This window comes from Pseudomonas sp. NBB (assembly GCF_032701105.1).
Taxonomy (GTDB): domain Bacteria; phylum Pseudomonadota; class Gammaproteobacteria; order Pseudomonadales; family Pseudomonadaceae; genus Aquipseudomonas; species Aquipseudomonas asiatica.
Genome location: NZ_CP103994.1, coordinates 4,150,183 through 4,162,805 on the forward strand (window position 1 = coordinate 4,150,183; position 12,623 = coordinate 4,162,805).

8 protein-coding genes are annotated in these 12,623 nt (G+C 64.1%); 4 read left to right on the forward strand and 4 right to left on the reverse strand.

The genetic code is table 11. The features are described 5' to 3' along the window. Positions 1-86 precede the first annotated feature (86 nt). The 3 genes from zipA to NY023_RS19330 all read right to left on the reverse strand — a co-directional run bounded on the left by zipA (position 87) and on the right by NY023_RS19330 (position 5,334). Positions 87-977, reverse strand: a complete 891-nt coding sequence (gene zipA, locus NY023_RS19320; RefSeq protein ID WP_013973520.1) for a cell division protein ZipA — start codon at positions 975-977, stop codon at positions 87-89. A gap of 205 nt (positions 978-1,182) precedes the next feature. Next, positions 1,183-4,671 (reverse strand): chromosome segregation protein SMC, encoded by a 3,489-nt coding sequence (gene smc / locus NY023_RS19325; protein ID WP_013973521.1) that lies wholly within the window; start codon positions 4,669-4,671, stop codon positions 1,183-1,185. Between the two features lie 3 nt (positions 4,672-4,674). Continuing rightward, on the reverse strand, positions 4,675-5,334 hold the full coding sequence (locus NY023_RS19330; RefSeq protein WP_013973522.1) for a GntR family transcriptional regulator: 660 nt from the start codon (positions 5,332-5,334) through the stop codon (positions 4,675-4,677). A gap of 268 nt (positions 5,335-5,602) precedes the next feature. On the opposite strand from NY023_RS19330, the gene xdhA reads away from it, so the two are divergent. The 4 genes from xdhA to guaD all read left to right on the forward strand — a co-directional run bounded on the left by xdhA (position 5,603) and on the right by guaD (position 11,728). Beyond that, on the forward strand, positions 5,603-7,057 hold the full coding sequence (gene xdhA, locus NY023_RS19335; protein WP_013973523.1) for a xanthine dehydrogenase small subunit: 1,455 nt from the start codon (positions 5,603-5,605) through the stop codon (positions 7,055-7,057). Continuing rightward, positions 7,050-9,449, forward strand: coding sequence for a xanthine dehydrogenase molybdopterin binding subunit (gene xdhB / locus NY023_RS19340; protein WP_013973524.1), 2,400 nt, complete (start codon positions 7,050-7,052; stop codon positions 9,447-9,449). Before xdhA ends, xdhB begins: the two co-directional genes overlap by 8 nt. A gap of 118 nt (positions 9,450-9,567) precedes the next feature. After that, the gene (gene xdhC, locus NY023_RS19345; RefSeq protein ID WP_013973525.1) at positions 9,568-10,413 is read left to right on the forward strand and encodes a xanthine dehydrogenase accessory protein XdhC; all 846 of its coding nucleotides are present in this window, start codon (positions 9,568-9,570) and stop codon (positions 10,411-10,413) included. A gap of 10 nt (positions 10,414-10,423) precedes the next feature. Beyond that, on the forward strand, positions 10,424-11,728 hold the full coding sequence (gene guaD, locus NY023_RS19350) for a guanine deaminase (RefSeq protein WP_013973526.1): 1,305 nt from the start codon (positions 10,424-10,426) through the stop codon (positions 11,726-11,728). Here guaD and aqpZ read toward each other — a convergent pair. Continuing rightward, positions 11,725-12,423, reverse strand: coding sequence for an aquaporin Z (aqpZ, locus tag NY023_RS19355; RefSeq protein WP_013973527.1), 699 nt, complete (start codon positions 12,421-12,423; stop codon positions 11,725-11,727). The two genes, guaD and aqpZ, sit on opposite strands and share 4 nt — an antisense overlap. Positions 12,424-12,623: the final 200 nt, after the last annotated feature.

Consider the following 12,623-nt stretch of genomic DNA (forward strand, 5'->3'; position numbering starts at 1 on the left):
GGTTTACCCGCGAAGGGGCCGGAACAGGCGATAACAACACCCGAACCGACCAGCACGCCCTGAGGCTGCTCTTTCGTCTGGATCTGTCAGCGCTTCTGGGTCAGCGCACGGCGCTCGAACTCGACGATGCGCTGGCGATAGTGCTCGATGGTCTGGGCGGTCAGCACGCTGCGCTGGTCGTCCTTGAGCTCACCGTTCAGTTCGTGCGCCAGCTTGCGCGCCGCAGCCACCATCACGTCGAAGGCCTGCTTCGGATGACGCGGGCCCGGCAGGCCGAGGAAGAAGCTCACCGCGCGGGTGCTGAAGTGGTCGATGTCGTCCAGGTCGAACACGCCGGGCTTGACGGCGTTGGCCATGGAGAACAGCACCTCGCCGTGACCGGCCATGCTCTCGTGACGGTGGAAGATGTCCATTTCGCCGAAACGCAGGCCGCTTTCCAGAATGTTCTGCAGCAGCGCCGGGCCCTTGAAGCCACCCTCGTCGCGGGAGATGACGCTGATCACCAACACTTCCTCGGCCGGCGGCAGCTCCTTGACGCTGCTGCTGGCAGGCGCCGCACCGTTGCTGCGGGTATTTTCCGCGGCAAAGTCATCATCGCTGTCGGCAAACAGGTCCGGCTCGCGTGGCTCGGCGCTGAGGTTCAGGTCGCCCTGCTGTGTATCCGCAGCAGCGGTGGCGCGCTTGCCGCGCTTGGCAGCCTTGGCCGGCTTGGGCTCGCGCTCGCGATCACGCGCAGAAGCACTGAGCGACGGCAGGTCGCTTTCGTCCAGCTCAGGCTCCTTGTGGGTATCCAGCACCCGCGACGGGCCAAGCACTTCGGCATTGCCCTCTTCGTCCGGCAGGTTGGAATAACTGCGATCCAGACGGAATTTCAACTTGCCTTTCCCGCCGCGCATGCGGCGCCAGCCGTCGAAAAGAATCCCGGCAATGACAATGATGCCGATGACGATCAGCCACTCGCGCAGACCGATTTCCATGTAATCCCGTGCCTCTATAAAAATATGCTTGAAAACAAAGGGTTCAAAGCCCTTTAACACGTGGCGCCAACTCTATGTTCTGACAGGCGTTTTACCCACGCAAAAAACGAGTGACATTAAGCTAGCACGACCAAAGACAACTTTACACCGTCTGTCGCACATGGCGGGGGCATTTCGCTACGGAATATGCCCTTATCGTCGAGCATCAGGCATCGACCATGGCCATGGCCTCCTCCACGTCGACGGCAACCAGACGTGAACAGCCCGGTTCATGCATGGTCACCCCCATCAATTGATCCGCCATCTCCATGGCAATCTTGTTATGGGTGATGTAGATGAACTGCACGCTTTCACTCATTTCCTTGACCAGACGGGCGTAGCGCCCGACGTTGGCATCGTCCAGCGGCGCGTCGACTTCGTCGAGCATGCAGAACGGTGCGGGGTTCAACTTGAAGATGGCAAACACCAGCGCCAATGCGGTCAGTGCCTTCTCACCGCCGGACAGCAGATGGATGGTGCTGTTCTTCTTGCCCGGTGGTCGCGCCATGATCGTTACCCCTGTATCGAGTAGATCTTCGCCCGTCAGTTCCAGATAAGCGCTGCCACCACCGAAAACTTTTGGGAAAAGTGCCTGTAATCCGGCATTTATCTGATCAAAGGTATCCTTGAAGCGGTTGCGGGTTTCCTTGTCGATCTTGCGAATGACGTTTTCCAGGGTCTCCAGGGCTTCGACCAGGTCGGCGTCCTGGGCGTCCAGGTAGCGCTTGCGCTCGGACTGCTGCTCGTACTCTTCGATGGCCGCCAGGTTGATCGCCCCCAGGCGCTGGATACGCGCCTCGAGCTGCTCCAGCTCCTGTTCGGTACCCTGCTCGCTGGCTTCGGCCTCGAGAGTGGCGAGCACACCTTGCAGGTCGTAGCCGTCGGCCAGCAACTGCTCCTGCAAGGTCTTGCGCCGCACATCCAGGCCCTGGCACTCCAGGCGCAGCTGCTCCAACTGGCCACGCAGCAATTGGGCCTGCTGCTCGGCCTGGGTACGACGCTTTTCGGCGTCACGCAGTTCGCGGTCGGCTTCGTCCATGTGCAGGCGGGCCTGGCGCATTTCCTCATCGACGCTCATGCGCCGCTCCAGCAGCTCTTCCAGCTTCAGGCGCAGTTCTTCCTGCGGGGCCTCACCCTCTTCCAGGTTCAGGCTCAGTTGCTCCTGGCGCTCGGTCAGGCGCGCGGCCTGCTGCTCCAGGCGCTCCAGTGCCTGCCGGGTGGAGTCGTGCTGGGCACGCAGCGAGCCCAGACGGACAGCCAGCTGGTGGGCGTGATCCTTGTGCTGGCGGGCCTCCTGGCGCACGCGATCGAGGCTTTCGCGCAAAGTGTCGCGGCGGGCCATCAACTGCTCGCGCTGCTCGGTGTCCTGGGCCATCAGCTCCAGGGCCTCCTGCAGCAGCAGGCGGGCTTCGCCCAGTTGCTCATGTTCCAGAGCGCGCTGCTCTTCCAGTTCGGCCAGCTCTTCCTGCAGGCGCCGGCGGCGCAGCTCGACCTGCTCGGCACGTGCGCGGCCAGCCGACAGGTTGGCCTTCAGCTCGCCATGCAGGCGGCTTTCTTCCTGGGTGCGACGGCGCAGTTGTTCCCGCTGCTCTTCAAGGTCCAGCTGCTGCTCGCGCAGGGCCTGCAGTTGCTGTTCCAACTGCTCCAGCGCCGCTTCCTGCTCCAATTGCTCCTGGCCGAGGCGCTCGATCTCCTGGCCGCGTGCCAGCAGGCCGCCTTCGGCTTCGCCGCCACGGCGCACCCGCAGGAAGTGTCGGCCAACCCAGTAGCCATCGCGGCTGACCAGGCTCTGGCCTTCGCCGAGCGAGGCGCGCTGCGCCAGTGCCTGGGCAAGGTCTCCCACGGGTTTGACCTGGCCCAGCCAGGGCGACAGGTCGACACGGCCTTCGACCTTTTCCAGCAGGCTGCCGGGCAGCGACGAGCCGGTACCGCTCGCCAGCAGCAAGCGCAACTCGCCCTGCTCCAGGCCGGCAAAATCCAGATTACTGAAGTCGTCCACCAGTACAGCCTGCAGGTCGGCGCCAAGCACGGTTTCTACCGCAAGCTCCCAGCCCGGCTCAACCCGCAACCCTTCAGCCAGCCGCGGCCGTTGCTCCAGGCCCTGGCCCTGGAGCCAGTCCGCAGCACCTGCACCGGGCTCCAGGGCAGCCTGCTGCAAGGCTTCGAGCGAGGCAAGGCGCCCGCCCAGGCGTTGCAGGTCGCCCTGCGCCTGCTGTTGGGCCTGGGTGGCCTGCTGCAGTTGCTCACGCGCGCCTTCCAGGCGCTCGACCACCTGCTCTTCGGACAACTGCAACTCTTCCAGCAACATTTCGCTACTGGCCAGCTGCTCGGCCAGTTCGAGCATGGCCGCATCCTGCGGGTCGCTGCCCAGCAGCTCGCGCTCCTCGCCCAGCTTGCGTTGGCGCTCGGCCTGGCGTTCCAGGCTGGCTTCCAGCTGCTGCAGACGCGCCTGCTGCACTTCGGCCTGGCGGCGCGGCTCGGCAGAACGGCTGTTGAAGCTGTCCCACTGTTCCTGCCAGCCGTGCATGCCCAGCTCGGCCTCTTCAAGGGCAGCGGCGGCTTCTTCGGCAGCGGCCAGGGTCATTTCCTGCTCGGGTTCGAGCATTGCCAGCTCTTCGCCCAAGGTAGCCAGCAGGGTGCGGTCGTGCCCGAGGTGCGACTCGGTTTCCAGGCGCGTGCGCTCGGCTTCCTTGAAGTCATCCTGCAACTGGCGCAGGCGCTGCTGGCCGTGCTGGATGCTCTGCTCGACCCGGGCGATGTCACCGGCCACCGAGTAGAAGCGGCCCTGCACCTGGTTGAAGCGCTCGGACAATTCGTGATGGCCATCGCGCAGGCGCTCGATGCTGGCATCGGCATTGCGCTGCTCGGCCACCAGCGCCTCATGGGACACATCCTGGTCGCCGATCACCGCCTCGCGCTGGCGCACCCGTTCGTCCAGATCACGCCAGCGCAAGGCCGACAGGCGCGCCTTCAACTGGCGTTCCTGGGCTTTGTATTCCCGGTACTTCTCGGCTGCCTGGGCCTGGCGGTGCAGGCGCTCCAGCTGGCGTTCCAGCTCTTCGCGCAGGTCGGTCAGGCGCGCAAGGTTTTCCTGGGTGCGGCGGATGCGGCTCTCGGTTTCCCGGCGGCGTTCCTTGTACTTGGAAATACCGGCGGCTTCCTCGATGAAGTTGCGCAGCTCCTCGGGCTTGGCCTCGATCAGCTTGGAGATCATGCCTTGCTCGATGATCGAGTAGCTGCGCGGCCCCAGGCCGGTGCCAAGGAAGATGTCGGTGATATCGCGCCGGCGGCACTTGGTACCGTTGAGGTAATAGCTGTTCTGCCCGTCGCGGGTGACCTTGCGGCGGATCGAGATCTCGGCGTAGGCGGCGTATTCGCCGACCAGGGTGGTTTCGCTGTTGTCGAACACCAGCTCGATGCTGGCCTGGCTGACCGGCTTGCGGCCACTGGAGCCGTTGAAGATGACATCGGTCATCGACTCGCCGCGCAGGTTCTTCGCCGAACTCTCGCCCATCACCCAGCGCACGGCATCGATGATGTTGGACTTGCCACAGCCGTTGGGGCCGACCACGGCCGCCATGTTGCTGGGGAAGTTGACCGTGGTGGGGTCGACGAACGACTTGAACCCGGCCAGGCGAATGCACTTCAGGCGCATCGGTCAGCCTCGGGCCAACGCCGCCAGCACCAGTTCGCAGCTGCGCTGGCCATAGGCGGTGAGCACCTCGCGAATGCGCGGCAGGTCACGGGCGATCACGGCGTCGAGCAGGCGGGCGAACAGGTCCAGATAGTCGATCATGCTGGCCTGGCGCTGGTCCAGCGACAGGTAGTAGGCACGGCTCATCGCCGGCTGCAGGTTTTCCACGGTTTCCTGCAGGAACGGGTTGTCGGCGAACGGGTAGGCCGCCCGCATGACTGCGAAGCTGTCGGCGACGAAGGCCTTGATGTCCAGCTGGTCATGGGCTCGCTGCAGGCGCTGCTGGATCTCCAGGAACGGGCGCAGGTCGGCATCGGTGCGCCATTTTTGCGCAACCGCGTTACCCAGCAGGATGTAGAACTCGCCCATCAGTGCACACAGGCTGCGCACACTGCGCTCGTCGAGCTCGGTCACATGGGCACCCCGGCGCGGCAGGATCGCCACCAGGTGGCGGCGTTCGAGGATCAGCAGCGCCTCGCGCACCGAGCCGCGGCTGACATTGAGTGCCTGGGTGACCTTCTGCTCCTGGATACGCTCGCCTGGCGCCAGCTCGCCACGGATGATGCGTTCGGCCAGGTAATCGGCAATCTGCTCGGAGAGGCTGTCCGGGGCCTTGAACGTCATGGTTTTCCTTCAAAATCATTGAACTGGGCACAAGGAGCGGATTGTAGCGTACTTGGCCGCTGATCGCGCAGAGGGGCCTGGCGGTTTATTTGACCTGCAAGGCAACCACACGCCCGGCGCGATCTATGCTTGGAATATGGGCAATGTGTGCGGCCGGGCTTGGACATGAGCAATTTCTTGACCTTTGAGTCAGAAAAATATTGACCAGCTGGACAGCTCTTGCTTAGAGTCCGCCCAACAACAATAAAACCATTGCGAGGCCATCCCCGTGATCCAGTTTCTCGTAAACCAGGAGCTGCGTAGTGAGCATGCCCTGGACCCGAACATGACGGTGCTGCAGTACCTGCGCGAGCACCTGGGCAAACCTGGCACCAAGGAGGGCTGCGCCAGTGGTGACTGCGGTGCCTGCACCGTGGTGGTCGGCGAACTGACCCAGGACGACCAAGGCAACGACAGCATCCGCTACCGTAGCCTCAACTCGTGCCTGACCTTCGTCTCGTCGCTGCACGGCAAGCAACTGATCAGCGTCGAGGGTCTCAAGCACCAGGGCCAGCTGCACAGCGTGCAACAGGCCATGGCCGATTGCCATGGCTCGCAGTGCGGCTTCTGTACACCCGGCTTCGTCATGTCGCTGTTCGCCCTGCAGAAGAACAGCAGCGGCCCCGACCTGCACCAGGCCCAGGAAGCCCTGGCCGGCAACCTGTGCCGCTGCACCGGCTACCGGCCGATCCTCGACGCCGCCGAGCAGAGCTGCCGCCAGCCCTGCCGCGACCAGTTCGATGCCCAGCAGGCACAGACCATCAGCCGCCTCAAGGCCATTGCCCCAACCCAGACCGGCGAACTGAACAGTGGCGACAAGCGCTGCCTGGTACCACTGACCGTGGCCGACCTGGCCGACCTGTACAGCTCGCACCCCGAAGCGCGGCTGCTGGCCGGCGGTACCGACCTGGCACTGGAAGTCACCCAGTTCCACAAGACCTTGCCGGTGATGATCTACGTCGGCCATGTGGCCGAGCTCAAGCGCATCGAGAAAACCGCCAGCCATCTGGAAATTGGCGCCGCCACACCGCTCACCGACTGCTACGGTGCGCTGAACGAGGAATACCCGGACTTCGGTGCCCTGCTGCACCGCTTCGCCTCGCTGCAGATCCGCAACCAGGGCACCCTGGGCGGCAATATCGGCAACGCTTCGCCAATCGGTGACTCGCCACCCCTGCTGATTGCCCTGGATGCGCAGATCGTCCTGCGCCAGGGCGATCGCCAGCGGGTGATGCCACTGGAAGACTACTTCATCGACTACCGCATCACCGCCCGCCAGGACAGCGAGTTCATCGAGAAGATCATCGTGCCGCGCGCCACCAGCGATTGGGCGTTCCGCGCCTATAAAGTGTCCAAGCGCCTGGACGATGACATTTCTGCCGTATGCGGCGCCTTCAACCTGAGCATCGAAGACGGCGTGGTCAGCGGTGTGCGCATCGCCTTCGGCGGCATGGCGGCAGTCCCCAAACGGGCCCGTGCCTGCGAAGCGGCGCTGCGCGGCAAGCCGTGGAACCAGGCTGCCATCGAGCGCGCCTGCCAGGCCCTGGCCGAAGACTTCACCCCGCTCAGCGACTTCCGCGCCAGCAAGGAATACCGCCTGCTGACCGCCCAGAACCTGCTGCGCAAGTACTTCATCGAACAGCAAACGCCGTACATCGAAACCCGGGTGACCGCTTATGTCTAACCATCACGTAGCCAAGAGCCAGGCCGAGATGGCCGAACTGTTCAGCCAGGACCTGACCACCGGGGTCGGCCGCAGCGTCAAGCATGACAGCGCCGACAAGCATGTGTCCGGCGAGGCGGTGTACATCGACGACCGCCTGGAATTCCCCAACCAGCTGCACGTCTATGCGCGCACCGCCGACCGCGCCCACGCGCGCATCCTGCGCATCGACACCACGCCGTGCTATGCCTTCGAGGGCGTGCGCATCGCCATCACCCACGAAGACATCCCTGGCCTAAAGGACATCGGCCCGGTGGTAGCCGGCGACCCGCTGCTGGCCATCGACAAGGTCGAGTTCTTCGGCCAGCCGGTGCTCGCCGTGGCCGCCCGTGACCTCGATACCGCGCGCCGTGCGGCCATGGCCGCCATCGTCGAGTATGAAGACCTGGAGCCGGTGCTGGATGTGGTCGAAGCACTGCGCAAGAAGCACTTCGTGCTCGACAGCCACACCCACCAGCGTGGCGATTCCGTCGCTGCCCTGGCCAGTGCACCGCACCGCATCCAGGGCACCCTGCACATCGGTGGCCAGGAGCACTTCTACCTGGAAACGCAGATTTCCTCGGTGATGCCCACCGAAGACGGCGGCATGATCGTCTACTGCTCCACGCAAAACCCCACCGAAGTGCAGAAACTGGTCGCCGAAGTACTCGACGTGCCAATGAACAAGGTGGTGCTGGACATGCGCCGCATGGGTGGCGGTTTTGGTGGCAAGGAAACCCAGGCCGCCAGCCCGGCGTGCCTGTGCGCAGTGGTGGCGCGCCTGACCGGCCAGCCGACCAAGATGCGCCTGCCACGGGTCGAAGACATGACCATGACCGGCAAACGCCACCCGTTCTACGTCGAGTACGACGTGGGCTTCGACGACGACGGGCGCCTGCACGGCATCAACTTCGACCTGGCCGGCAACTGCGGCTACTCGCCCGACCTGTCCGGTTCGATCGTCGACCGCGCCATGTTCCACTCCGACAATGCCTACTACCTGGGCGATGCCACCGTGCACGGCCACCGCTGCAAGACCAACACAGCCTCCAACACTGCCTATCGCGGCTTTGGCGGCCCGCAGGGGATGGTCGCCATCGAGCAGGTGATGGACCACATCGCTCGCCACCTGGGCCGCGACCCGCTGGCGGTGCGCAAGGCCAACTACTACGGCAAGACCGAGCGCAACGTCACCCACTACTACCAGACCGTCGAGCACAACATGCTCGAAGAGATGACCGCCGAACTGGAAGCCAGCAGTGACTATGCCGAGCGCCGCGAGTCGATACGCCGCTTCAACGCCAACAGCCCGGTCCTGAAGAAGGGCCTGGCACTGACACCGGTCAAGTTCGGTATTTCGTTCACCGCCACCTTCCTCAACCAGGCCGGTGCGCTGATCCATATCTACACCGACGGCAGTATCCACCTGAACCATGGCGGCACCGAGATGGGCCAGGGCCTGAACACCAAGGTGGCACAGGTGGTGGCGCAGATCTTCCAGGTCGATTTCAGCCGTATCCAGATCACCGCCACCAATACTGACAAGGTGCCCAACACCTCACCGACCGCTGCCTCCAGTGGTGCCGACCTGAACGGCAAGGCAGCGCAGAACGCTGCGGAGATCCTCAAGAAACGCCTGACCGAGTTCGCCGCACGGCACTACCAGGTGACCGAGGAAGACGTCGAGTTCCGCAACGGCCATGTGCGCGTGCGCGACCAGATCGTCAGCTTCGAGCAGCTGGTGCAGCAGGCCTATTTTGCCCAAGTGTCGCTGTCCAGCACCGGTTTCTACCGCACGCCAAAGATCTACTACGACCGCAGCCAGGCACGTGGCCGGCCGTTCTACTACTTCGCCTTCGGCGCCGCCTGCGTGGAGGTGGTCGTCGACACCCTGACCGGCGAATACAAGATGCTGCGCGCCGACATCCTGCACGATGTGGGTGATTCGTTGAACCCGGCCATCGACATCGGCCAGGTGGAAGGCGGCTTCATCCAGGGCATGGGCTGGCTGACCACCGAAGAACTGGTGTGGAACGCCAAGGGCAAGCTGATGACCAACGGCCCGGCCAGCTACAAGATCCCGGCAGTGGCGGACATGCCGCTGGATTTGCGGGTAAAGCTGGTGGAAAACCGCAAGAACCCGGAGGACACGGTGTTCCATTCCAAGGCTGTGGGCGAACCACCGTTCATGCTCGGCATCGCCGCCTGGTGCGCGATCAAGGACGCCGTGGCCAGCATCGCCGACTACCGCGTGCAGCCACAGGTGGATGCGCCGGCGACGCCGGAGCGGGTGTTTTGGGGTTGCGAGCAGATGCGCAAGGCAGTGGCTGCAGCGCAACCTGCCGAGCCGGAGCTGGAAACCGTGTCTCACTGACAATGCAGGGCCCTGTGGGAGCGGGTTTACCCGCGAATGCGATAGTGGTTTCACCGCCGCATTCGCGGGTGAACCCGCTCCCACAGGGATCGCGACGCGACTATAGAGAGGTTGCATCATGCACCAATGGATCAACGCCCTCGCCGACCATCAGTCCCGTGGCGAAGCCTGCGTGCTGGTTACCATCATCGAGGAGCGCGGCTCGACCCCGCGCAATGCCGGCTCGAAAATGGTCGTCAGCGCCAGCGGCCTGTTCGACACCATCGGCGGCGGCCACCTGGAATACAAGGCCCTGCACATCGCCCGGCAAATGCTCGAAGAGCACCGCACCACCCCGCATCTGGAGCGCTTCAGCCTCGGTGCCAGCCTTGGCCAGTGCTGCGGCGGCGTCACTGTGCTGCTGTTCGAACCCATGGCCGCGGTGCAGGCGCAGATCGCGGTGTTCGGCGCGGGCCATGTCGGCCGGGCTCTGGTACCCTTGCTCGCCGCGCTGCCCTGCCGGGTGCGCTGGATCGATTCGCGCGAGCAGGAATTCCCTGCCCTGATCCCCGACGGGGTGACCAAGGTGGTCAGCGAGGAGCCGGTCGACGAAGTGGCAGACCTGCCGCCAGGCTGCTACTGCATCGTCATGACCCACAACCACCAGCTCGACCTGGAATTGACCGCCGCCATTCTCAAGCGCAACGACTTCACCTGGTTCGGCCTGATCGGCTCGAAGACCAAACGGGTCAAGTTCGAACACCGCCTGCGCGAGCGCGGCTATGACGAGGCCGTGATGTCGCGCATGCGCTGCCCGATGGGCCTGGCCGAGGTCAAGGGCAAGCTGCCCATCGAGATCGCCGTGTCCATCGCCGGTGAAATCATTGCCACCTACAACGCCTGCTTCGGCCAGCACGACGCTGCCGCCAATGCCGGCCCCATTGCCCAGTTGCTGCCGCCCTCCCGGCGCAGCCAAGCCATTTGACGAGTGTGTTATGACCGTTACCCGCAAAGCCTACCGTGCCGCCATCCTGCACAGCATCGCCGACCCGGCCGAGGTGGGCCTGGAGGCTTCCCATGAATACTTCGAGGACGGCCTGCTGGTGGTCGACAATGGCCGCATCAGCGCCGTAGGCCACGCCGCCGAACTGTTGCCGACCCTGGATGCCGATATCCCGGTCGAGCACTACCAGGACGCACTGATCACCCCAGGCTTCATCGACACCCATATCCATTTCCCGCAGACCGGCATGATCGGCTCCTACGGCGAACAGTTGCTGGACTGGCTGAATACCTACACCTTCCCCTGCGAAAAACAGTTCGCCGACAAGGAACACGCCGACCAAGTGGCGAAAATCTTCCTCAAGGAACTGCTGCGCAACGGCACCACCACCGCCCTGGTGTTCGGCAGCGTGCACCCGGAATCGGTCAATGCCCTGTTCGAAGAAGCCGAACGCCTGGACCTGCGCCTGATCGCCGGCAAGGTGATGATGGACCGCAACGCCCCGGATTACCTGACCGACACCGCAGAGTCCGGCTATGCCGAAAGCAAGGCGCTGATCGAGCGCTGGCACGGCAAAGGCCGCCTGCATTATGCAGTCACCCCGCGCTTCGCCCCGACCAGTACGCCTGAACAGCTGGCGCTGGCGGGCCAACTGCTCAAGGAGCACCCGGGCGTGTACATGCACACGCACCTGTCGGAGAACCTCAAGGAAATCGAGTGGGTCAAGTCGCTGTTCCCCGAGCAGAAGGGTTACCTCGACGTCTACGACCACTTCGAGCTGCTGGGCGAACGCTCGGTATTCGCCCATGGCGTGCACCTGTGCGATGACGAATGCCAGCGCCTGGCCGAAACCGGCTCGGCGGTGGCCTTCTGCCCCACCTCCAACCTGTTCCTCGGCAGCGGCCTGTTCAACCTGCCCCAGGCCGAGCGCTTCAAGGTCAATGTGGGCCTGGGCACTGACGTTGGCGCCGGCACCAGCTTCTCGCTGCTCAACACCCTGAACGAAGCGTACAAGGTGATGCAACTGCAGGGCGCACGCCTGCACCCGTACAAGTCACTGTACCTGGCCACGCTCGGCGGCGCCCGCGCGCTGCGCCTGGACGACCGCATCGGCAGCCTACGCCCGGGTAACGATGCCGACTTCGTGGTGCTGGACTACAAGGCCACGCCACTGCTGGACTACCGCATCCAGCAGTCCAACAGCATCGAGGAAACCCTGTTCGTGCTGACCACCCTAGGCGACGACCGCACCGTGCGTGAAACCTACGCCGCTGGGCGTTGCGTGCACCAGCGCTAAGGTTCTTTTGCCAGGCCCCGGTACAGTGCGCCGCCGATCGCAGCACCAATCAGCGGCGCCACCCAGAACAGCCACAGCTGTTGCAGGGCCCAGCCACCGACGAACAAGGCCGGCCCCGTGCTACGCGCGGGGTTGACCGAAGTATTGGTCACCGGGATAGAGATCAGGTGGATCAGGGTCAAAGCCAAACCGATGGCGATCGGCGCAAAACCCGCTGGCGCCCGGGCGTCGGTAGCGCCCATGATCACCACCAGGAACATCGCCGTCATCACCACTTCACTGACAAAGCCCGCCCCGAGCGTGTAGCCGCCAGGCGAGTGGTCGGCGTAGCCGTTCGAAGCCAATCCCGCAGACAGCTCGAAACCTGACTTGCCGCTGGCGATGAGGTAGATCACACCTGCCGCCAGAATGGCGCCGATCACCTGGGCGATCACGTAGGGCAGCAGCTCTTTGGCCGGAAAGCGCCCGCCCACCACCAGCCCGAACGACACGGCGGGGTTGAGGTGACAGCCGGAGATATGGCCGATGGCGAAGGCCATGGTCAGCACGGTCAGGCCGAAGGCGAAGGCGACGCCAAGTACACCGATGCCGATGGGCGAGCTGGCGGCGAGTACCGCACTGCCGCAGCCGCCAAGCACCAGCCAGAAGGTGCCGACCAGCTCGGCCCCCATGCGTTTACCGAGGGACATGCTCATGAGTCCATTCCTCAAGAAGTTGAACGCAACGAATGCGCAAGCCCAACTGCTTGATGAAGGTTTGCTCACAAGAATTTAGCAGACCTTTGATCAATGACCAGAAATGGCCGTGCTTCTTGTGGGAGCGGGTTTACCCGCGAAGAAGGCGACACGGTGAATGGCACCGGCTGCGCCGGTGTTCGCGGGTGAACCCGCTCCCA